At 70.2% G+C, this 22,168-nt stretch carries 18 protein-coding genes; 7 read left to right on the forward strand and 11 right to left on the reverse strand.

Features of this window, described 5'->3' with window-relative positions:
- Positions 1-250: 250 nt before the first annotated feature.
- On the forward strand, positions 251-931 hold the full coding sequence (locus D7X30_RS07270; protein ID WP_120562114.1) for a hypothetical protein: 681 nt from the start codon (positions 251-253) through the stop codon (positions 929-931).
- 24 nt (positions 932-955) lie between these two features.
- On the opposite strand, the gene D7X30_RS07275 is transcribed toward D7X30_RS07270, so the two are convergent.
- Positions 956-2,017 (reverse strand): hypothetical protein, encoded by a 1,062-nt coding sequence (locus D7X30_RS07275; RefSeq protein WP_120562115.1) that lies wholly within the window; start codon positions 2,015-2,017, stop codon positions 956-958.
- A 95-nt stretch (positions 2,018-2,112) separates the two neighbouring features.
- Positions 2,113-2,835 carry a 1-acyl-sn-glycerol-3-phosphate acyltransferase gene (locus tag D7X30_RS07280; RefSeq protein WP_120562116.1) on the reverse strand — a complete coding sequence of 241 codons (723 nt, stop codon included), beginning with the start codon at positions 2,833-2,835 and terminating at the stop codon, positions 2,113-2,115.
- Positions 2,836-3,097: 262 nt separating this feature from the next.
- Between D7X30_RS07280 and zwf the strand changes: the two genes are divergently transcribed.
- From zwf to gndA, 3 genes are read left to right on the forward strand one after another with little or no spacing between them, the layout of a single operon-like run.
- A complete protein-coding gene (zwf, locus tag D7X30_RS07285; RefSeq protein ID WP_120562117.1) occupies positions 3,098-4,639 on the forward strand; it encodes a glucose-6-phosphate dehydrogenase in 1,542 nt (513 codons plus the stop codon).
- Positions 4,636-5,301 carry a 6-phosphogluconolactonase gene (gene pgl, locus D7X30_RS07290; protein ID WP_120562118.1) on the forward strand — a complete coding sequence of 222 codons (666 nt, stop codon included), beginning with the start codon at positions 4,636-4,638 and terminating at the stop codon, positions 5,299-5,301. Before zwf ends, pgl begins: the two co-directional genes overlap by 4 nt.
- Positions 5,302-5,323: 22 nt before the next feature.
- Positions 5,324-6,751: an NADP-dependent phosphogluconate dehydrogenase gene (gene gndA, locus D7X30_RS07295; protein ID WP_120562119.1), complete on the forward strand. Its 1,428-nt coding sequence runs from the start codon at positions 5,324-5,326 to the stop codon at positions 6,749-6,751.
- Between the two features lie 26 nt (positions 6,752-6,777).
- On the opposite strand, the gene D7X30_RS07300 is transcribed toward gndA, so the two are convergent.
- The 4 genes from D7X30_RS07300 to D7X30_RS42235 form a co-directional block, all read right to left on the reverse strand.
- A complete protein-coding gene (locus D7X30_RS07300; protein WP_120562120.1) occupies positions 6,778-8,415 on the reverse strand; it encodes an acyl-CoA synthetase in 1,638 nt (545 codons plus the stop codon).
- A 127-nt stretch (positions 8,416-8,542) separates the two neighbouring features.
- Positions 8,543-9,373 (reverse strand): zf-HC2 domain-containing protein, encoded by an 831-nt coding sequence (locus D7X30_RS07305; protein WP_120562121.1) that lies wholly within the window; start codon positions 9,371-9,373, stop codon positions 8,543-8,545.
- Positions 9,370-9,927 (reverse strand): RNA polymerase sigma factor, encoded by a 558-nt coding sequence (locus tag D7X30_RS07310; RefSeq protein ID WP_120562122.1) that lies wholly within the window; start codon positions 9,925-9,927, stop codon positions 9,370-9,372. The genes D7X30_RS07305 and D7X30_RS07310 overlap by 4 nt, the downstream gene beginning before the upstream one ends.
- A gap of 111 nt (positions 9,928-10,038) precedes the next feature.
- Positions 10,039-10,209, reverse strand: a complete 171-nt coding sequence (locus tag D7X30_RS42235) for a hypothetical protein (RefSeq protein ID WP_199724199.1) — start codon at positions 10,207-10,209, stop codon at positions 10,039-10,041.
- A 146-nt stretch (positions 10,210-10,355) separates the two neighbouring features.
- Here D7X30_RS42235 and D7X30_RS07315 point away from each other — a divergent pair, with 146 nt between their 5' ends.
- Positions 10,356-11,363, forward strand: coding sequence for a cupin-like domain-containing protein (locus D7X30_RS07315; protein WP_120562123.1), 1,008 nt, complete (start codon positions 10,356-10,358; stop codon positions 11,361-11,363).
- 5 nt (positions 11,364-11,368) lie between these two features.
- Here the strand turns inward: D7X30_RS07315 and D7X30_RS43555 are convergent, their stop codons facing one another.
- The gene (locus D7X30_RS43555; protein ID WP_120562124.1) at positions 11,369-14,128 is read right to left on the reverse strand and encodes a CHAT domain-containing protein; all 2,760 of its coding nucleotides are present in this window, start codon (positions 14,126-14,128) and stop codon (positions 11,369-11,371) included.
- A 514-nt stretch (positions 14,129-14,642) separates the two neighbouring features.
- Between D7X30_RS43555 and D7X30_RS07325 the strand changes: the two genes are divergently transcribed.
- A complete protein-coding gene (locus D7X30_RS07325) occupies positions 14,643-15,701 on the forward strand; it encodes a polysaccharide lyase (RefSeq protein WP_120562125.1) in 1,059 nt (352 codons plus the stop codon).
- Between the two features lie 191 nt (positions 15,702-15,892).
- The gene (locus D7X30_RS07330; RefSeq protein ID WP_120562126.1) at positions 15,893-17,425 is read left to right on the forward strand and encodes a S1 family peptidase; all 1,533 of its coding nucleotides are present in this window, start codon (positions 15,893-15,895) and stop codon (positions 17,423-17,425) included.
- Between the two features lie 84 nt (positions 17,426-17,509).
- Here the strand turns inward: D7X30_RS07330 and D7X30_RS07335 are convergent, their stop codons facing one another.
- From D7X30_RS07335 to D7X30_RS07350, 4 genes are all read right to left on the reverse strand, one after another.
- Positions 17,510-19,060, reverse strand: a complete 1,551-nt coding sequence (locus tag D7X30_RS07335) for a DHA2 family efflux MFS transporter permease subunit (RefSeq protein WP_233591435.1) — start codon at positions 19,058-19,060, stop codon at positions 17,510-17,512.
- Positions 19,061-19,066: 6 nt separating this feature from the next.
- Positions 19,067-20,350: an HlyD family secretion protein gene (locus D7X30_RS07340; RefSeq protein WP_120562127.1), complete on the reverse strand. Its 1,284-nt coding sequence runs from the start codon at positions 20,348-20,350 to the stop codon at positions 19,067-19,069.
- Between the two features lie 45 nt (positions 20,351-20,395).
- Positions 20,396-20,902: a MarR family winged helix-turn-helix transcriptional regulator gene (locus D7X30_RS07345; protein ID WP_120562128.1), complete on the reverse strand. Its 507-nt coding sequence runs from the start codon at positions 20,900-20,902 to the stop codon at positions 20,396-20,398.
- A 130-nt stretch (positions 20,903-21,032) separates the two neighbouring features.
- The gene (locus D7X30_RS07350) at positions 21,033-22,133 is read right to left on the reverse strand and encodes a glycerophosphodiester phosphodiesterase family protein (protein WP_120562129.1); all 1,101 of its coding nucleotides are present in this window, start codon (positions 22,131-22,133) and stop codon (positions 21,033-21,035) included.
- Positions 22,134-22,168 lie beyond the last annotated feature (35 nt).

Raw genomic sequence — 22,168 nt, forward strand, 5'->3', positions numbered from 1 at the left:
CCCCACGCGCCACGGAGCCTCCGCATGCGGCCGAGGCCCACCCGCGAGGGCACACCCGTGGCATGGGGGCCCTGCGCCATGCGAGCGCACGGTCCGCGCGAGACACACGGAATTCCACACGTTTGCGCTCGCGCGGCGTTCCTTCCCCAGGTCCACGCACCCATGCAGCAAGCCTGCCCGGCGCACGGAGGTGCATCCGCGATCGGATTGATGGACCACGCGCCGCGAGGCCAGTGCACAATGCGCCGCCATGCTTTCCGGTGTCTTCTCCCCGCTCGGCATCCTCGCGTCCCTGCTCGTCCTGGGCGTCCTGGTCCTCGCCACGCTGTTCCAGCTCAAGCGCCGCCAGCGCGCCGCGTGGGAGGCGTTCGCGAAGGCGCACGGCCTCTCCATCGCGGAGCGGCGGATGGAGGTGCAGGGGCGCTACCAAGGGCGGACGCTGCTCCTGGCCACGGGCAAGCGCGGCGCGAGCAGCAAGAAGCGCCACACCGTGACGGTGCTGCGGCTGGACCTGGAGGGCGCGCTGCCCGCGGACCTGCTGCTGGAGCACGAGCGCCCCGAGGACAAGATTCCCGGCGCCGCCACGCCTCGCGAAGAGGCGCTGGGCGATTCGGAGTTGGACGCGGCCTTCCAGGTGGAGGGGCTGTCCCCGGAAGCGCGTCCCATCATCCTGGATCCGGGCGTGCGTCAGCGCCTGCTGGGCCTGAAGGGCCACCGCCGCGTGAGCATCAAGGGCGGCTGGCTCCAGGTGGAGCAGCGCGGCGTCCCCGCGAGCACCGCCGCGCTGGAGGCGTTGATCCGCGCGCCCCACGACCTGGCCCGCGCCGTCTCCGAGGCCGCGCCCTCACTGCCCGCGACGAACGCGGTGGAGGCCCCGCCGCACGCGGAGGCCTCGCTGGACAAAGAGCTGCCCGGCTCCGAGCACGCCTGAGCCTTCGCGGCACCCGGTACGACGTCAGACCCGGCGACGCCGGGCGCGCAGCCCCAGCAGCCCCAGCCCCATCCACACCGCCGGAGCCAACCCGGTGGTCGCGCAGTCGCAGCTCCAGGGGTCGATGATGTCGTCGCCCTCGTCCCCCACCACGATGGGCCCACCATCCACCGCCGTTCCCGCGTCCGGGCCGGGACCGTCGACGAACACCCTGACGGCCTCCGCCTCGGCTACGTGTCCTGCCGAGTCCGTCACGAAGACCTGCAGGACATAGCCTCCAGGCGTGAGCTCCGAGATGTCCCAACCCCCCACGGAATAGATGGGGCCCGGGCCCTCCCGCGTCACCAGGGGCACACCATTCACCCGGAACTGCGCGCGTACGCAACCCACGTCGTCGATGCACTCGCAGGTGAAGTCGGCAAGGCGCCCTGACAGCCGTTCGTCATAGAGCGGGGCGGTGATGCGCGCAGAGGGGGGCTGATCCGTCCCCACGACGAGCCGGAAGGACAGCTCCGCATCGGGTTGCTGCCCATTGCTCGCCACCACCACCACGTCCACCGCCCCCAGCTGGGAAGGCGTCCACGTGAGGTTGCCCAGCGCATCCAGGCTCATCCCGGGAGGCGCGGTGCGCAGGGCATATGTCGGCGCGGGCCGTCCCCGCGCGTGCACTGCGAGCCGATAGGGGACACCCACCACGGCCTGGGGGACCAGCACGGGGGTGAAGACCGGAGCCAGGGGGTCCTGATCCGCTTCCGTCACGACGAAGGTGAGCGACTCCAGGCCCGGCGCGGACACCGTGAAGATGGCCGTGCCGTCCTCGTTGTCCGCGTCCTTCGCGGCCGCCAGCACCACCTCCTGGGGGTCCCAGTTCGTCGGGGCGAACGTGAGCGACGCTCCTTCCCGCACCGTGAGGTCCGCGTCGCCGTCCGTCCGCGCCACCGTGACGGTGAGCGACTCACCCGGGCCGCCGGGCCACAGGTGGCCGGACAACGACACGTGGATGGACGCCGTGCCCCCTTCAACCACCCTCAGCGACGACTCGGACAACACCAGGCGCAAGGGGTCGGGGATTCCCGCCTCCGGCAAGGGGATTCTTGCCCACGCAGTGGAAGACAGACAGACCCCGAGCCAGCACAGGAGCAGGTGGCGCATGCCCCTGACGCTACCCCGTCCGTGCTCCTTCAGCCCACCCGCGCCAGCGCCTCCACGAACTGCTCACGCACGCGCGTGGCCAGCGCCGCCGAATCCGGCCCGAACGTCTCCGGCGGCAAGGCCGGCATCACCTGCACCGTGACGGTGGCGCGAGGGCTCATCCACGGCCCATCCCCATCCACCAGCTCCCGCGTGCCGCGCACCAGCACAGGCACCACCGGCACGTGCTCCTCCAGCGCCAGCTGGAACGCCCCGCGCTTGAAGGGCAGCAACTCTCCCGGCGAGTACGTGCCCTCCGGGAAGATGAGCACCGGGATGCCCTTGCGGAGCCACCGGCGGCACGGGCCCAACAGCTGCTCCATGGACGTGGAGCTGCCGCGCACGATGGGCACATAGCCCAGCAGCGTCATCATCCAGCCCACCAGCGGCGTGCGGAACAGCGACGCCTTCGCCACGAACTTGTACGGCGTGAACAGCCCCATCACCGCCAGGATGTCCGCGAACGACTGGTGATTGACGACGTAGACGCACGGCCCCTTGGGCAACAGCTCCCGTCCCTCCACCCGCACGCTCCAGCCGGGGGACGCGTGCAGCCACAACCCGTAGCACCACCGGCACACCAGCACGTGCAGCCACTGGCGGTTCGGATCCAACGGGTACGCCACCACGAACAACACCGCGCCCAACGTGAAGAGGAGGGGCGCGGTGACCAGGAACAGTGCGAAGAACCACAGCGAGACGACGTAGCGCATGCGAGAGAAGGAGCTTCCGTTCAGCGCGACGCCGGAGGCGTCCGGTCCGCCAGGAGTACCACGTTCCAGGCAGCCAGCTCACGCCGGCCCGGCCGCCCGCGCGCCCTCCGAAGGAGTTCGAGCGGAGCCTGGGGGAAGCCGACGGAGCACCCGAGCGCCGGGGCAGGCAAGACGTCAGGCCCGCATCATTCTCCTGCAATGCGCTTGCAGGGCCGCCAGATTAGCGCCTTAAGGTGCCCGGCGAACCCGGAGGGAGAACCGCATGGACGCGCAGGGAGTGCACATCGAAACCCATCCCCGTGAGGGCGAACCGGTGTTCAGCGCGGGGCGCCCGGACCCCTGCACCCTGGTCCTCTTCGGTGCCACGGGCGACCTGGCCGAACGCAAACTATTCCCCGCCCTCTTCGAGCTCGCCCGCTCCGGCCTGCTCCCCGAGCACTTCGCCATCGTCGCCTTCAGCCGCTCCAAGCTGGAGGACGCGTCCTTCCGCGAGCACGTGAAGGAGGGCCTGAAGAAGTTCGCCCGCACGCAGCCGCTCGACGAGGCCACCTGGAAGCGCTTCTCGGAGACCATCGAGGTCGCCTGCGGCGGTTACGACGACCCGGAGGCCTTCAAGCGCCTGGGCCAGAAGCTCCAGGACATCTCCAAGCGCCACAAGACGGACGGCAACAAGCTCTATTACATGGCCACGCCGGCCTCCACGTTCCCGCAGATCATCCAGAGCCTCTCCGGCGCGGGGCTGATCAAGCGCGAGGAGCAGCCGGGAGAGAAGCCCTGGAGCCGGCTCATCATCGAGAAGCCCTTCGGCCACGACCTGGAGAGCGCGAAGGCCCTCAACAAGACGCTGGGCTCGGCGCTGGACGAGAAGCAGATCTTCCGCATCGACCACTACCTGGGCAAGGAGACGGTGCAGAACATCCTGGTGTTCCGCTTCGCCAACGCCATCTTCGAGCCGCTCTGGAACCGCCAGCACATCGACCACGTGGAGATCACCGCGGCCGAGGCCATTGGCGTGGAGGGCCGCGGCGGCTTCTACGACGAGACGGGCGTCATCCGGGACATGGTGCAGAACCACCTGCTCCAGGTGCTGGCCCTATGCGCCATGGAGCCCCCGGTGTCCTTCGCCGCGGAGGACATCCGCGATGAGAAGAACAAGGTCTTCCGCGCGCTGCGCCCCGTTGAAGGCGGCGAGGTGCCCCAGCACGTGGTGGTGGGCCAGTACGAGGGCTACCAGGACGAGAAGGGCGTGAAGAAGGGTTCGCGCACGCCCACGTACGTGGCCATGAAGATGAACATCGACTCGTGGCGCTGGCAGGGCGTGCCCTTCTACCTGCGCGCGGGCAAGAACCTGAAGAAGCGCCTGACGGAGGTGTCCATCCACTTCAAGTCGGTGCCCATCGGCCTGTTCAGCGGCGGCGGCGCCACCTGTCAGCGGCTGCAGCCCAACGTGCTCACGCTGCGCATCCAGCCGCACGAAGGCATCGCGCTGTCCTTCGAGTCCAAGATTCCCGGCGAGGACGTCAACATCGGCGGCGTCACCATGGACATGGACTACGCGGAGAGCTTCAAGAAGCCCGTGCCGGAGGCGTACGAGCGCCTGCTCCTGGACTGCATGCGCGGCAACGCCACGCTCTTCGCGCGACAGGACAGCGTGGAGCAGGCGTGGGGCTACATCACGCCCATCCTCCAGGCACTGGAGACGGACGCGGGCGGCACGGTCCACACGTACGCCAAGGGCAGCAAGGGACCCGACGCCGCGGACGCGCTGCCCGCGAAGAATGGCCGGCGGTGGTCCACGCTATGAGCCAGCCCCTCGTCGTCCCCCCGGACCAGTTCGCCCGCGAGGCCGCGGACTGGATGGCGCGAGAGCTGGAGAAGGCGCTCGCGACGAAGGCCCGCGTGAGCCTGGCCCTGTCGGGCGGCAACACGCCCAAGCCCGCGTACCGGATGCTCGCGGACCACAAGCTCCCCTGGGAGCGCGTGGACGTGTACTTCGTGGACGAGCGCTTCGTGCCGCCGGACCACCCGGACAGCAACTACCTGCTGGTGAAGCAGTCGCTGCTTGAGCCGCTGAAGCTGCCGGACGCGCAGGTGTTCCGCATGCAGGGCGAGCGCACGGACCGCGACGCCGCCGCGCACGACTACGAGAAGACGCTTCCCGCGCAGTTGGACGTGGTGCTCATCGGCGTGGGCGAGGACGGCCACACCGCGAGCCTCATGCCCGGCCACCCTGCCCTGCGGGAGCGCACGCGGCGGGTGCTCGCGGTGGAGCAGAGCGCGAAGCCGCCGCCGTGGCGGATGACGTTGACGTTCCCCGTGCTCCAGGGCGCGGGGGCGGTGCTGGGGCTGGTGGCCGGCGAGGGCAAGCGGGACGCCATGCGGCGCATCCTCGCGGGCGACATGTCCCTGCCCGCGTCGCACGTGACGAACACGCAGTGGATGTTGGATCCCGCCGCCCACGGGTGAGGCGGCCCCTCTGGAGGGAACAATGAGCGAACAGACGAAGCCGGCGCAGTTCGGCGTGGCGGGCATGGGCGTGATGGGCGCGAGCCTGGCCCTCAACATCGCGGACCACGGCTTCAGTGTCGCCGTATGGGACCGCCACCCGGAGAAGATCCAGCAGGTCCAGAAGGAGAACCCGAAGCAGGCCCTGCAGGGCTTCCCGGAGCTGGAGAAGTTCGTCGCCGGCCTGGAGCGCCCGCGCCGCATCCTCCTGATGATTACGGCCGGCGCCCCCGTGGACGAGATGATGGGCCGGCTGTTCCCGCTGCTGTCGCCGGGCGACGTCATCATGGACGCGGGCAACTCCTGGTACCTGGACACGCGCCGCCGTGAAGCCCTGTGCAAGGAGAAGGGCTTCCACTTCCTGGGCATCGGCGTGTCCGGTGGTGAGGAGGGCGCGCGCAACGGCCCGTCCATCATGCCCGGCGGTCCCAAGGACGCGTACGCGCTGGTGCAGCCCGTGCTGGAGGCCATCGCCGCGCGCAGTGAAGAAGGCCTGTGCGTCACCCACGTGGGCCCGGAGGGCGCGGGCCACTTCGTGAAGATGGTGCACAACGGCATCGAGTACGCGGACATGCAGCTGCTCGCGGAGACGTACGACGTGCTCCACCGCGGCCTGGGCCTGGACACCGCGACGCTCGCCGACCTGTTCTCCAAGTGGAACGAGGGCATCGCCGAGTCGTTCCTCCTGGAGACCACCATCAAGGTGCTGCGCAAGCGCGACCCGGAGACGGGCAAGCCGCTGGTGGACATGGTCCTGGACAAGGCCGGCCAGAAGGGCACGGGAAAGTGGACGGTGCAGGTGGCCCTGGACCTGGGCGTGCCGGTGCCCTCCATCGCGTCCGCGCTGGACGCGCGCAACCTGTCCTCGCGCAAGGACGAGCGCGTGGCCGCGAGCAAGAAGCTCCACGGCCCCGACATCTCCCTGTCCTCGGAGGAGAAGAAGGAGCTGGCCCAGTGGGCGCATGACGCGCTCTACGCGGCGCGCGTGGTGACGTACGCGCAGGGCATGCGGCTCATCCAGGCGGCGTCGGACGAGTACAAGTGGGGCGTGTCGCTGGCGGAGATGGCGCGCATCTGGCGGGGCGGCTGCATCATCCGCGCGAAGCTGCTCACCCCGCTGCGCGAGTCCTTCCAGCAGCAATCCACGCTGCCCAACCTGATGGTGTCCGAAGCCTTCGCGCCCGTGCTGGACAAGATGGCCCCGGCGTGGCGCAAGCTCGTGGGCGTCGCGACGAAGGCGGGCATCCCCGTGCCGGTGTTCAGCAGCAGCCTGGCGTACCTGGACAGCTACCGCAGCCCGGAGCTGCCGCAGAACCTCACCCAGGCCCAGCGCGACGCGTTCGGCGCGCACACCTACCAGCGCCGGGACAAGCCCGACGCCGGCTTCGTGCACTCGGACTGGCTGAAGTAGTCCGTCTCCCCTGCCCTGCGCGCCGCCTACTTCTTCTGGGTGGCGCGCAGCTCGGCGCGGCGGATCTTCCCGCTCACCGTCTTGGGCAGCTCCGTGACGAACTCAATCTCGCGCGGGTACTTGTAGGGCGCCGTCGTCTTCTTCACGAAGTCCTGCAGCTCCTGCGCGAGCTCCGGTGACGGCGTGTGGCCCGGCGTGAGCAGCACGTACGCCTTGATGCGGTGGCCCAGCTTGTCGTCCGGCACGCCGATGACGGCGGACTCCGCCACCGCCGGGTGCTCAATCAGCGCGGACTCCACCTCGAAGGGGCCCACGCGGTAGCCGGACGTCTTGATGACGTCGTCCGAGCGCCCCACGAACCACAGGTAGCCGTCCGCGTCGCGCACCGCGCGGTCGCCGGTGACGTACCAGTCCCCCCGGCTGCTGGCCGCGTTGGCCGCGTCGTCGTTGAGGTAGCCCGCGAACAGGCCCACCGGCCGCTCCGGCTTCACGCGCACGGCGATGTCGCCCTCCTGCCCGTCCGCCACTTCGTTGCCGTGCTCGTCGATGACGGCCACGGTGAAGCCCGGGGACGGCTTGCCCATGGAGCCCACGCGCGGCTCCATCCCGGGGAAGATGCCCACGATGACCACCGTCTCCGTCTGGCCGTAGCCCTCGCGGATGTGCAGCCCGGTGGCTTCCTTCCACGTCTGGATGACCTCCGGGTTGAGCGGCTCACCCGCGCTCAGGGAGTGGCGCAGCGAGGACAGGTCCACCGCCTTCAAGTCCTGGAGCACCAGCGCGCGCCACGCGGTGGGCGGCGCGCAGAAGGTGGTGACCTTCTCCCGCTCCAGCACCTTCAGGAAGGCCATGGGGTCGAACCGGCCGCGGAAGTCGAAGACGACGTTGCACGCGCCCACGCTCCACGGACCGAAGAGCTTGCCCCACGCGCACTTCGCCCAACCGGTGTCGCTGAGCGTGAGGTGCCGGTCCTCCGGCTGCAAATCCAACCAGTAGCGGCCGGTGATGAGGTGCCCCTGGCCGTAGCTGGACTGCGTGTGCAGCACCATCTTCGGCATGCCCGTGGTGCCGGACGTGAAGTAGATGAGCAGCGGATCATCCGAGCGCGTGGGCGGGAACGCCGTCGCCTGGGATTCCGCCAGCGCCTCCGACACGTAGCGCGTCCACGGAGAAGGCGCGTCGCCGGTGGACACCCACGTCGTCACGCCGGGGGCCTGGCCCAGCACGCCCTCGAAGCGGTCCAGGCAGCTGCCGTCGGTGAGGACGGCCTTCGCGCCGGAGACCTCCAGCCGGTAGCGGATGTCCTTGGCGGTGAGCATGGGCGTGCCGGGCATGAAGACGATGCCCGCGCGGATGCAGCCCAGCACCAGGAACCACCACTCCGGCACGCGCGGCATCAGGATGAAGACCCGGTCGCCGCGCTTCAGGCCCAGCCCGGTGAGGAAGCGCGCCGCGTGCAGCGAGCGCTCCTTCATTTCCTTGAAGCTGAAGCGCTGGGAGCGTCCGGACTCGTCGGACCACTGGAGCGCGGGGGCCTGGGGCCGCTCGGCCGCGTGCCGGTCGATGACGTCCGTGGCGAAGTTGAAGTGCGCCGGCCGCTCCCACCGGAAGTCACGGCGGGTGGACGCGTAGTCGGTGGAAGCGCGGGATGAAGACTCGGGCATGGGCGGCTCCTGGAGTGTTCCGACAACCCCAGCAGCCTGTCACGTCATCCCGAGGAACGAGTCACGAGCCCCGCGCGAAAGCGCCCGGTGGTGGACGCTCGTGACGCGCGGGGGAGTCCAGCGTGCTTCAGCGGGCGGCGGCGCGCAGCTCTTCCGCCAGCTTGCGCGCTTCGTCGCTCCAGCCCGGCTCGCCCAGCGCGGCCACCTGGTCGAAGTCGCGCGCGGCGCGGACTTCCTGGTGCAGGGCGCGCAGCGCGAGGCCGCGGTTCCACAGCGCCTGCGGGTTGCGCGGATCCGCGCGCACCACCGGATCCAACAGCGCCAGCGCGTCCTGGTAGCGGCCGTCCTGCAGCGCCACCACCGCCAGGTCGCTGTCGCGCGCCAGCGACGCGGGCTCGCGCGCCAGCACCGCCTGCGCCTGCTGCCACTGGCCGTGCAGCACGTAGGCCGCGACGATGCCGCGGAAGTCCTTGCGCTCCTCCATCTCCGCCAGCGGACGCAGCGGCAGGATGCCCTTCCCGGCCTCCACGCCCTCCGCGCCACCGCGCATGGGGCTGTAGCGGCGCCACTGGTCCGCGCGCGGATCCGACAGGCGGGCCTCCAGCTCGCGGGTGGTCTGGTTCTCCAGGAAGACGACCGCCGGCACTTCCGCGGCGGGCATCATGCGCGGCACGAAGACGGCGCAGAGGCTGGCGGCCATGGCCAGCGGCGCCACCACGCGCGCGTTGCGGCGCACCCACGCGCCCAGCGACACCACGTTGCCCTCCGGCTTCGCGGCCGGCACCTCCGCCACGCCCGTGCCCAGGGCCCGCGCCGCCAGCAGCTCCAGCTGGAGCAGGTCCCTGAGGCCCCCCTCGCAGGCGGCACAGCGCGGCAGGTGGTTCCGGAAGCCTTCGGCGTCGGACTCGGACAGCTCCCCGTCCATGAAGAGATGCAACCGGGTGCAATGCGCGTTCATGACTGGACCCCCCGCTCCCGAGCCACGGCGACGCTCGGAAGCAGCAGTTCCCTCAGGTCCCGGCGCGCCAGCGTCAGCCAGCTGCCCACGGTTCCCACGGGGACGTTGAAATGTTCAGCGATGGCCTGATAGCGGCGGCCTTCCGCGTGAAGCCTGTACGCGTCCCGAAGGTGCGGCTTGAGCTGCTCGATGGCAGCCTGGAACGCGTCGTTGCCCACCAGCTCCCAGTTCTCCTGGTCGCCATCCCCCGTCAACGGCAGGTCCTGCACCAGCGCCAGGTGCGGCAGCCCCCGGCTCTCCGTGCGCTGCCGGCGGCAGTGGTCCAGGAACCGGTTGGTCATGGTCGTGCACAGCCACGCCGCGCACGCCGCTTCCGTCCGGTCCTTCAGGTGGCCAAACTCCGGCAACGCCCGCTCGAAGGCTTCCTGGACCAGGTCTTCCGGGTCCAGGGCGCCGCGAGCGCACAACCGCCGCGCCACCGCCAGCAGGCTGGGCCGGTGTCGCTGGATGAACGCCTCGAAGTGGCGCTTTTCCCGGTTGAAGAGATTGGCCATGACCCAAGGCCCCGAAGTGACTGGTGGACTTTCCTGACTAAAGACGCCGAGCGGTTCGTTTCTTGAGAGAAAAATGCCCGGAAGGGCAGACAGGCCTGCCCGGCAGGAGGCTCAGCGAGCGCCTTCCGCCCCCTCCAACAGGGGAGGCACCGCCGGCGGCGGCAGAGGGCGGCGCCGCTTGGGGCCCCGCTCCTGGCAGTTGACGTACGAATTCTTCACGTGCGGGGCGCTGCGGTCCGGCTCGAAGGCATTGACGGCGGAGGACACGTCTCCGGGGATCATGGGTCGCTTCTCCTGGTACGGCGGAAGTCCGGCGAAAACCGGGGATGGGTAGAAAAAGACTGTTGGGCGTGGTCCATAGCACGCCTCGCGTCACCGGCAGGAGGGGCCCCCAGGGCCATTCCTTCAAGGATTTCAAGGAGTTCCGAATGAACGAGGACAAGTCTCCCCTGCACCCCACGTGGCGGCAGTGGCTGGCGGAGAACCTGGCATTGGGAGTGTCGGCGGAGGACGTACAGCAGACGCTGGAGCAGGCGGGCGTGGACCCGGCGCTGGCGCGGGAGGAGATCGCCGCGGTGGGGCAGCACCCCTACTTCAAGGCGGCGCTCCAGGTGGCCCGGCACTTCGGGTGGCTGGAGTCGCTGATGGATGTCTACAGCGAGCTGCGCGCCCGGGATGGGGGCCGGGAGCTGGAGGTGCGCGAGGGGGTGTCCCCGGAGGAGTTCTTCCGCCGCTACTACCTGGGCCACCGGCCGGTGGTGCTGCGCGGCCTGATGGCGGACTGGCCCGCGATGAAGCGCTGGTCGCTGCCGTACTTCCGCGAGCGTTTCGGGACGGTGGCGGTGGAGGTGATGGTGGGGCGCGACGCCAACCCGGAGCACGCGGCCGAGCAGGACCGGCACCGGGCGCGGATGCCCTTCTCCGACTTCCTCTCCCGGCTGGAGACGGCCGGAGAGACGAACGACTTCTACATGGTGCCGCGCAACGAGAACTGGGGGCGCGAGGGGCTGGCGCCGCTGCGCGAGGACCTGCGGGCCCCCGCGGGGCTCATCGACCCGTCGCTGCGGGCGGATCAATTGACGCTGCTCCTGGGGCCCGCGGGCACCGTCACCCCGCTGCACCACGACAACATGAACATCCTGTTGGGCCAGGTGATGGGCCGCAAGCACGTACGGCTGGTGCCGTCCTTCGAGCGCCACCGCGTGTACCCGCACCGGGGCACCTTCAGCCACGTGGACGCGGCGAAGCCGGACCTGGCCGCGCACCCGCTGTTCGCCGAGGCCACGGTGCTGGAGGCGGTGCTGGAGCCCGGGGACATGGTGTTCCTGCCGGTGGGCTGGTGGCACTGGGTGAAGGCGCTGGACGTGAGCGCCAGCGTCACCTTCCATCACTTCCTCGTTCCGGGAGGCAACACGCACCTGGACGCTCCCTTCTGACCCGCTCAGTCCGCCCGCTCCACCAAGAGGACGGAGCGCGTCCAGACAGCGCGGGCATCACGCGCGAGCCACGCCTGACGCTCGTCGCGCAGCGCGACGGCCGCGGGCTTGCCAGCATGGATGCTCCGGCGCACTCCGTCGAAGAAACGGCCCGCGGCGTCCGGGATGTCCACCGTGGAGGCCAGCACCGCGCGGGCCCCGGAGTCGATGAAGGCCGCGGGCAGGCTGAAGGGCTCCGTGCTCTGGAGGGACGCGGTGCGGCCCGCGCTGCACGCGGCCAGGAACACGGTGGGCGCGCCGGTGAGCCGCTGTTCGCGCACCACGTCCGCGGTGAGCGCGTAGCGGCCATTCACCTCCGGTGACAGCACCACCAGCGACGCGCCGGAGATGCTGGGGTCGGTGATGCCGTGCGCGTGGATTTCAATCTCCGTGGCGTCCGCCATCCGCGCCAGCACGCGCGAGGGCGTGGCGTCCGCGCCGGACAGCACGTCCGGCGGCGCGGCCCCGGGCTCCGCCTCCGGCGTCCACGAGGGGAGCCGGGGCAACTGCAGGAGCGACGGCGCCTCCACGCCAGCCACCACCAGGCGGCGCGTGGCGGTGGACGTCCGCGCGGGGCGCGGCCCCTGCGTGCGGCCCAGGCGGAAGCTCCAGGCCATCTCCGGAGGCAGCAGGTCCGTGCGGCCGAAGAGCGGCGTCCACGCGAACACGTCCACGTGTTCGCAGCCGGCGAGCGTCTGGCGCAGGGCGTCCGGGACCAGCCGGGACGAATCCACCCGGGCGAGGGACTCCCGGCGCGAACCGTCGTAGGAGCCCTTCACCTCGCCCTTGGGGCCCAGCGCCACCAGCGTGGTGCGCTCGGCGTGGATGCTGGCCGCCAGCGCGCACCGCGTAGGGACGGGCGTGCCCAGCTGCGCGGCCATCAGCGCCACCACCTTGGGGAACTCACCGGCGCGGCCCGCGTCCACCGCGAGCGACGAATAGCTGAGCGCCCAGGTCTCACGCCCCAGCACGTCGCCGCGGGGCAGGGTCTCCGCGTCCGCGATGGCCTGCTTCAGGAGCGCCTCGCCCCGGGCCCGGTCCTGGTCCAGGAGGAAGCGGCCTTCCAGATAGTGCGTGTAGATGCGGTCGCTCTCCAGGACGGAGGAGCCCTCCAGGGCCCGCGTGGTGACCGTCTTCAGCCACTCCGCGTCCCGGGGGCCGGAGCCGAAGCGGGACAGCTCCGCGACCGTCGCGCCGAACACCAGCTCCATGGAGTTGTCCGCGCAGGCCTCCGCCGCTTCCAGTTCGCGCCGCGCGGCGTCCGGCCGCAGGTCCAGGTAGTACAGGTGCGCCAGCTGCACGTGGGGCCAGGAGCAGCTGCGGGTGGGGCCTCGCGCGGCCCATTCCTCCAGGTAGGCGCGCGCGCTGCCCAGGTCGTTGCGGGAGCGCGACACGTGGCTGAGGATCTCCAGGACGTTGAACTCCGTCTCCCACTCGCGCAGCTGCCGGGCGCCCGCCCACAGCACGCGCGCGTGCTGCTCCGCCTCCGTGAGGCGCTGCAGGTCCGTGTAGAAGATGGCCAGCCCGCGCTCCAGGTCCAGGCAGCGCACCGACAGCGTCGTCTCACGGCAGCGCTGGAGCGCGTTGAACAGCCGCTGTTCGGCCTTCCACCACGCCCCTTCCGCGACCTCCTGGCGCGCCTGGTCCCGCTCCGCGATGTACGTGAACCAGGGGTCGTTCATGCGGCCGACGCGCGCGACCATGTCCTGCAGGCCGCGCAGGGAGCCGTTGCGGCCGCGCAGGAGCGCTCCCACGTAGATGTCGTCGTCCCCCGACACGCGCGCCCGGTCCAGCAGCGCCTCCGGGACGCCGTGGCCCGCGCGCAGCGTCTCCGCGTACTGCCGCCCCAGGTCCGCCCGGCGGGAGAAGTCGCGCTTCGACACGCGCTGCACGTAGTCCGTGAGCACGCTGCCGCCCTGCACCCGGTCCAGCTCCTTCGCCAGGGGCAGCAGCGAAAGCGCGCGCTCCTTCGACGCCGCGGCGCGCACGGCCTCATAGAAGACGCCACGCACCGCGCCCGGGAGCTGCCGGGCCGCGTCCATGGGCAGCGGCGCCTTCGGGTCCTCCACCAGGGCCAGGGTCGCGTCGCGCGCGGCCTTCCACTGGCGCTGGCGATCCAGCGTGGCCTCGCGCAGCGACAGCGCCTGGGCGTGGGCTTCACGTCCCCAGCCCTGCTCGTTGCGCTTCGCCACCTCTTCGAACAGCTCCGACGCGCGCAGCGTCAGCCCCATCTCCCGGAACACCAGCGCCCGGTTCCACAGCGCCTGCGTGAGGTTCGGCTTCGCGGTGAGCGCCGCGTCCAGCAGGCGCAGCGCGCGCTCATGGTCGCCCCGGGCGAGCGCCACCGCCGCCAGGTCACTGTCGCGCTCCGGCGAGGCTGGCAGGCGCTCCAGGAAGGAGGCCGCCTGGTTCCACTCGCCCTCCAGGGCATACGCCGCCGCGATGCCGCCCCAGTCCTCCCGGGCCTCCATGCTTGCGAGCGGGCCCAGGGGCATCGGCTCGGCGGGCACCGGGCAGCCACCCGCGGGGACGCGTGAGCGGTAGCGATCCGCTTCCGGGTGCGTGAGGCGGGCCTCGATGCGAGCCGCCGCCCGGCGATCCGTCCAGAAGGTGTCAGGCAGGGACTGCGGCTGCTGCGCCCGGGGCTTCAGGGCCGCGACGCCGGCCGCCAGGAGGGGGAGGGCCATGGCCAGCGCCCAGAGACTCATCTTCGCCGGCTTCACCATGCGGTCCCCTCGGGCGTCTCCCCCCTGCCGCCCCTACGGGACGTTCTACACCAACCTCCGACGAACGCCGACCTGGCCCCGTCCCCTGCCTCCAGGCGTTCCATGACGCGGTGGGCAGCAAGGCGGTGGGAGAACAGGCGCATCGGATGTTTTGGGTGACACACGCACCAATAGACGGGCTGCTCCGCCGATCTTGAAAAAAGCCCCCACTTCCCACGTCAGGCGCGAGAGGCAGACAGGGCGCCGGGCCGTCAGGCTGTTGAGGGGATGACGCCCGGGGGCTCGGCTGCACGGCTGCTCTCGAAAGACAGTTTGAGCGCCCGCATCCACCCGGAATCACGCGCTTCGGCATGCCTGGGGAAGTGACGGGCGGCAGGGCCCTGTCCCCCTCATCCCCCACCAAGCGTCCCGGCGAGCGCGCGTATGGCAGGGGGTTGGCAGGCGGGACGGGGCGGGAAGGCTTTTTTCCCGCCGAGTGTCCCCTTGGCCCAACCCGGACCGAAAGGACCCCTGTTTGAAGCGACTCCTTCAGCTCGTTGCCGCTGCTTCCCTGATGCCGGCCCTGTCTTTCGCTGGCGTCCTCTGGAAGGGCGACTTCGAGACCGGCAACACGTCCCAGTGGACGCGCCAGCAGGCCGTTGCCAACAGCCGCTTGCAGGTCGTAACGGATGTGGTGCGTGACGGCAGGTACGCCCTCAAGGCCACGGTGAAGCAGGGCGACAACCCCATCAACGCCAGCGGCAACCGCAACGAACTGCTGTACCTGACCCACGAGACGCAGGGGAAGGAGTACTACTACAAGTGGAGCACGCTCTTTCCCTCGAACTACCCGGTGCATGACTCGTGGCAGGTCATCACCCAGTGGCACCAGGAGAGCTGCTGTGGCTCGCCGCCGCTGGAGTTCTTCGTGCGCGGGGACAAGATCAACCTGCGCGTGGGCGGCAACACCACGCCCGTGCTGTGGCAGACCTCCATCAACAAGGGCAACTGGCACGACTTCGTGCTGCACGTGAAGTGGTCTTCGGACAAGAAGGTCGGCTTCGTGGAGCTGTGGCACAACGGCGAGCACGTGCTGCCGAAGACCTACGGCGCCAACCAGTTCGGCAAGGAGCTGAACTACCTGAAGATGGGTCTGTACCGCGACGCCGCCATCAAGCCCGAAGGCGCCATCTACCATGACGGCTTCACCATGGCGACGACGCTCGAGGAGGTGATGCCGCCCGCGCCCGCGCCGGTGGAGGAGCCCGCGCCCACGCCCGTGCCGGATGACACGAACATCCCCGCGGAGGACCCCACGGCGGAGACCCCGGTGGCGGAGACGCCGGTGACGAACACGCCGCAGCTGCCCACCACCCAGCTGCCCACCGTGGGCGGCCAGACGCCCACCCCCACGCCCGTGTCCAACAACCCCAATGGCCTGCCGGACTCGTCCGACGCCATGGCGGGGGGCTGCAGCGCGTCCGGCACGTCCGGCACCCTGCCCTTCGCCGGTGCCCTGCTGATGCTGGGCGCTGTCGCGCTGCGCCGTCGCCGGGCCCCCGCCCGCGCGCTGGCCCCGCGCGCGAAGCGCTGACTTCCGCTCGATACCGAAGCAAGTTCCCAGGCCCGGTGCGTCTCATGACGCACCGGGCCTTCTTGTTTCCTGGGACTTTCTTCGGTCACACAAAAATGTCGGAGATTTTAAGTAATTCTTGAATTGATTGACCTTCGCGGCTCAGTCGGGTTTCGCTTCGGGCTCCCACGCAGCACGAAAGGCAGGACCCGATGAAGCGGACCTCCGGTCTGTTCTCCACCGCGACGGCGCTGTTCGCTGGCGCCACGTTGAGCGTCATTCCCTCGATGGCGATGGCGGCCCCTTCCCAGGCGGAAGCGGCGCTGGCGCACGACGTGTCGCCCGACCTGCTCTCCGCGATGCAGCGGGACCTGGGCCTGACGGCGGACGGCGCGAAGCAGCGGCTGGCGTCGGAGGCGGCGGCGGTGCGCGTGGAGGGCAACCTGCGCGCGGCGCTGGGCGAGCGCTTTGGTGGCGCGTGGATGAACGCGGACGGCAGCGCGCTGGTGGTGGGCGTGACGACGGACGCGGACGCGGACGCGGTGCGCCGCGCGGGGGCGGTGCCGCGGAAGGTGAAGTACACGCAGGCGGAGCTGGACGCGGTGAAGGCCCAGCTGGACCGCGACAGCGGGATGGCGGGCCGCGCCGTGCACGCCTGGTACGTGGACGTGATGACGAACAGCGTGGTGGTGCTGACGCAGGACTCCGCGCTGACGGGCGGCACGGACTTCGTCGCGAAGGCGGGCGTGAAGCACGCCGCGGTGCGCACGGTGCCGTCGCGCGAGGAGTTCAAGCCGGTGTACGACCTGCGCGGCGGTGACGCGTACTACCCGGGGAACTCGCGCTGCTCCATCGGCTTCCCGGTGGCGGGCGGCTTCGTGACGGCGGGCCACTGCGGCGGGCCGGGCACGACCACCAGCGGCAGCGGCGTGGCGCAGGGCACGGTGGTGGCGGCCAGCTGGCCCGGCAACGACTACGCCTGGGTGCGCACCAACGGCTCGTGGGTGTCGCAGCCGTGGGTGAACAACTACGCGGGCGCCAACGTGCTGGTGCAGGGCTCGCAGGAGGCGGGCGTCAACGCGTCCGTCTGTCGCTCGGGCTCCACCACCGGCTGGCGCTGCGGCGTCATCACGGGGAAGAACGTCACGGTGAACTACTCCGCGGGCCCGGTGTACGGCCTCACGGCGTCCAGCGCGTGCGCGGAGGGCGGTGACTCCGGCGGCTCGTGGCTGTCCGGCAACCAGGCGCAGGGCGTGACGTCCGGCGCTGGCGGCAACTGCACCTCCGGCGGCAACACCGTCTACCAGCCGCTCCTCCCCATCCTGAACGCCTACGGCCTGTCGCTCACCACCACGGGCGGTGGCGGCTCCGGCGGCCCCATCATCGGCCTGGCGAACAAGTGCATCGACGTGCCGAACTCCAACACCAACGACGGCACCCGCCTGCAGCTGTGGGACTGCAACGGCACCAACGCGCAGAAGTGGTCCTTCATGTCGGACGGCACCGTGCGCGCGTTCGGCAAGTGCATGGACGTGGCCTGGGGCTCCAGCGCCAACGGCACGGCCATCCAGTTGGTGAGCTGCAACGGCAACCCCGCGCAGCAGTTCATCCTCTCCGGCGCCGGTGACCTGGTGAACCCCCAGGCCAACAAGTGCGTGGACGTGACGGGCGGCAACTCCGCCAGCGGCACCCCGCTGCAGCTCTGGGAGTGCAACGGCACCAGCGCGCAGAAGTGGCGCCGGTAGTCGTCTCCCGTAGCGCCTGAAACGAAGAAGCGCGGGCCCCCGCTACCCGGGGACCCGCGCTTTGTCGTTCCAGCGACCGCGTTGCTAGTGCGCGCCTTCCACCTTCACGTTGGGGTCCGCCTTCTGGAGCATGACCACCAGGATGAGGGCGCAGACGAACAGCGCGGCGAGGATGAGGAAGTTCGTGTTGAAGGCCCGCACCAGCGCCTGGGCATTGATGCGCTGACTCAACAGCCCGTAGGCGGCGCCCGTGGGGTTGAGCACGCCCTTCGCCGCCATGGCGCCGGTCATCGAGGCGACCTGCTCCTGGGCCACCTGCCCGTAGACGTCCACGTGCGAGGTGATGGCGGTGACGTTGGCCTGGGTGGAGCGGCTGAGCGCGCTGCTCATCCACGCGGTGCCGATGGAGCCGCCCAGCTCACGGGTGAGGTTGAAGAGGCCCGCCGCGTTGCCTCGCTGCTCCGGGCGCAGGTTGCTGAGCGCCATCACCGACAGCGGCACGAAGATGAAGCCCAGCGAGCAGGCGCGGATGAACACCGGAGTAATCAGGGTGATTTCATCCACGCGCGTGGCCAGGTGGCCGTTGGTCCACAAGGACAGGCTCATGCCCAGGATGCCGAAGCCAATCAGGAAGCGGCCATCCACCTTGCCGCCGAACTTGCCGATGAGCGGCATCAGCAAAATCTGGATGGCGCTGCCCTTGAGGAAGATGAGCCCGATGTCCAACGCCTCGTAGCGCATCACGGAGCCGCAGAAGAGGCTGAAGAGGAACGAGCCGGAGAACAACGCCGTGCCCACCAGGAAGTTCACCCCGGTGGCCGCGGAGTACGAGCGATTGCCGAACACTCGCAGGTCCACCACGGGACTGGGTGTCTCCAGCTCGTGGACGACGAAGGTGATGAGCGCGATGCCCGCGATGACGGCCAGGAGCGTGATGAGCTGGCTGTCGAACCAGTCCTCGCGGTTGCCCTCCTCCAGCACGTACTGGAGGCAGGCCATGCCCACGGCGAGCAGCGCGATGCCGTTGCGGTCCACCTTCTCCGTGGACGGTTCGAAGTGGGGCTGTTCGATGGAGCGCCACGCCATGTACGCGGCGAAGAGGCCCACCGGCACGTTGATGAGGAAGATCCAGTGCCAGCTCGCAGCCTCGATGAGGAGCCCGCCCACGGTGGGCCCCAGCAGAGGGCCCGTCACGGCGCCCAGGCCGAAGAGGGCGCCCGCCATGCCGTGCTCCTCGCGCGGGTAGCGGGCGAAGAGGATGGCCTGGGACGTGGGGATGATGGCGCCGCCGCCCATGCCCTGGAGGATGCGGAAGGCCACCAGTGACGTCAGGTTCCACGACAGGCCGCACAGCACGCTGGCCACCGTGAAGAGGATGATGGAGAACGTGAAGTACTTCCGGTAGCCAAAGCGGCGCTGCAGCCAGCCCGTCATCGGGATGACCACCACGTTGGCCATCATGTAGCCGGTGGACACCCAGGCGATCTGATCCAACGGCGTGCCGAAGCTCGCGCGGATGTCGCTCAGGGCCACGTTGACGATGGAGATGTCCAGCACGGACATCAGCGCCGCGGCCATGGCCGCGATGGTGATGCCCGTCTTGGAACCTTGGATGACGTCGCGGCGTGCGTCCACGGTGGGCTACTCCGCCTTCCGGGTATCCACCGCCGCGGACTTCTGCGGCTCCGGCTTCGCGCCGGTGTCCACGGTGACGTAGGCGCTCATGCCCGGCTTGATGGGCAGGTCCTTCAGGTCACCGTCGAAGCGGATGAGCACGGGGATGCGCTGCACGACCTTCACGAAGTTGCCGGACGCGTTGTCCGGCGGCAGCAGGGCGAAGCGCGCGCCGCTGGCGCCCGCGAGGCTGTCCACGTGGCCCTTGAACGCGTAGCCGCCGAACGCGTCCACCTTCAACTCCACCGGCTGGCCCGCGCGCATCTCACCGACCTGGTCCTCCTTGAAGTTGGCGACGATCCAGATGTCGTTCTGAGGGACGACGGCCATCAGCGGGCGCTCCGGGCCCACCATCTGCCCCACCTCCACGGTGCGGCGGCTGATCACGCCGTCCACCGGGGCGCGCACCTGCGCGTAGGACACGGCGAGCTCCGCGAGCGTCAGCGCGCCGTGCGTCTGCTTGAGGCGGGCCTCGGCGAGCTTCAGCGCGGCCTGCGCGGCCTGCATCTGCACGGGCGCCGTCTCCGCGGCGCTGAGCTTGCCCTGCGCGGCCTCCAGGCCACCGGAGGAACTCTGGATGCCGGCCTCGGTGGAGGTCAGACGCGCGCGGGACTGGTCCAGCGCGGCCCTGGCCTGATCATAGGAGGCCTGGCGGGCGTCCAGGTCCGCCTGAGCGACGGCGCCCTGCTCGCGCAGCTGCTTGATGCGGCCCAGGTCCGTCTCCGCCAGCTTGAAGCGCGCCTCGGACGCGGTCACGTCCGCGCGGGCCTGATCCAGCGCGGCCTTGGAGGAGCTGATGCCGCTGGAGGCCTGGGTGATGCCGGCACGGGCCTGGCGCAGGTTGGCGCCCGCGTTGGCCTCCGTGAGGGTGAGCTGGGCCTGGGCGTTGGACAGCTGGGCCTCCGCGCTCATCACGTCCGCGCGGGCCACTTCCAGGCGCGCGTCCAGGTCCGCGTGGTCCAGCTCCACCACCACGTCGCCGGCCTTCACCGTCTGGTTGTCGTGCACCAGCACGCGGGCCACCTGTCCGGCCACGCGCGGCGACACGTTGGCGATGCGGCCCTCCACCTGGGCGTCGTCGGTGGACTCGTGACCGTGGGTGAGGAGGAAGCGCGCACCCCCGCCCAGCACCGCCACGCCCACGAGGATGGGCAGCACCTGCTTGGCGCGTGAGCGCTTCGCGGGCTTCGCGACGGCAGGAGCATCGGTGGAGGGAGCGGCTTCCAGTGAAGGTGCGGTACGGGTCGTCATGGTTGTTGCTCGGTACGGCGTTGAAGAAGGGGTGTGGGAAGGGGCTCAGGGGTCCCGCAGGGCGGGGATGCCGGAGGACACCTTGGCGAGCAGCGCGCGCAGCGTGTCCCGCTCATCCAGACTCAAGGGGGCCATGAGCGCGGCGATGCGGCGATAGTGGTCGGGCATCATTCCCTGGATGAACTCGCGGCCCTTCGAGGTGAGGTGCACGGAGTACATGCGCCGGTCCTCGGGGTGATCCATGCGGGAGATGAAGCCGTCCTTCTCCAGCGTGTCCAGGAGCCCGGTGATGGTCGCGCGGCTGCAGCTCGACAGCTCCGCGAGGTCCGCGGGCCGCAGGGTCTCACCCGCGTCCTCCGCCGCGAACAGCTGCACCAGCACGACGAAGCGTCCGTGCGACACACCGTGCCGTGCGAAGTGCGCTTCGTAGGCTTCGGTCAGCTCATTGGAGAGCCGCAGCATCGTCAGGCACGTCTCGATGGCGCTGGGGTCGAGCGCGGGGAAGCGCTGGGCCATCTGCTTCAGCCGCTCGTACCGGGGCACGAGCTTCATCGGCGTGACGTTTTTCGGACGGGGAGGAGCCAAGACGAGGCGTCTAGTAAGGCCCCTAACGATTTTGCGCAAGATGATTTCGTCGCCTGACTAAATCCATGATTTCCCGGTCGGGGAATGGACCGTCTGGCTACTCGACGGCCTTCACATCGGCAGCGGTGGGACGCGTCTCCAGGAGGAGCGCGGCGCGCAGCTCTGGATGACGGTCCTGCATGGAGCGCACGGCGCGCAGGTCGAAGGACTGCACGTCCACCCTCCGTGCGAGCCCTGCTTCCTGAATCACCTGAGCGACCGCGTCGCCGTGGGCTGGAGCGATGTCTGTCTTTTCCGATGTCCGTTTGAGTTCCACATTGAAGCGGGCGCGGCGGGCGTTCCGGGCGCGGAGCGGATCGCGGGCTTCATGGGCGGCGTCCGCCTGGTCCGCCGCGAAGGCGAACACCTGGCTCAGGGTGGGGACGGAGTAGGGGTCCGGAAGTCTGGCGCGAGTGGCGAACGCGACGGCCTCCGGGGAGAGGGCGCGGTCGTTCGTCTGCTCCGGGCGGTCCTTGAGGAGCCGGTCGCAGACGAAGGTGGCCTGGAGCCGCGCGACGGTGAGGGTCGCGATGGGGACGGGAGCGGGCAGAGGGCTTCCATCCGCGTGGCGGCACTTCGTGGGGGACAGGTCCGGGTCGTGGGAGAGTACGGGGACGCCGTCGGCGGTGAGGACGGTGTCCAGCTCCAGCGTGGTCATCCGGTGGTCGAGCGCGGATTCGAAGGCGGGCAGCGTGTTCTCCGGCCGCAGGTTCCGCGCGCCCCGGTGGCCCTGCGCATCGAAGCGCTTCGGGTCGATGAGCCCGTCCGCGTCCAGCAGGTCCCCAGGAGTGCCGTCGCCGTTGGCGTCGAAGTCGCGCACCGCCTGCATCAGGAGGTCCGGCCGGTCGCTGATGATGCCGTCCACACCGCGCCGGAGCAGGGCCTGCATCGTGGGCAGGTCGTTCACGGTCCAGACGATGACGGGGTGGCCCGCGGCGCGGAGGCGCTCCAGGTCGATGCCGCCTCCAGGCCGAAGCAACGCCACATCCGGCGAACACACCGGAGCGTGCGCCCGTGCGTGCGCACGCAAGGTGTCCATGAGGCGCAGCGTGGGGTCGTCCGCGGGCGTGCGGGAAGACGGGCCAGTCCTCGTGCATGCGCAGGCGAGGAACGCCAGGAGCACCACGAGGACCTGGCGGATGAACGATGCCGTGCGCATGGGCTGCCTTCCTTCCGGGTGTCGGTTAGGAAGCT

The sequence above is a fragment of the Corallococcus sp. AB011P genome (assembly GCF_003611605.1).
In the GTDB taxonomy this organism is placed as follows: Bacteria; Myxococcota; Myxococcia; order Myxococcales; family Myxococcaceae; genus Corallococcus; species Corallococcus coralloides.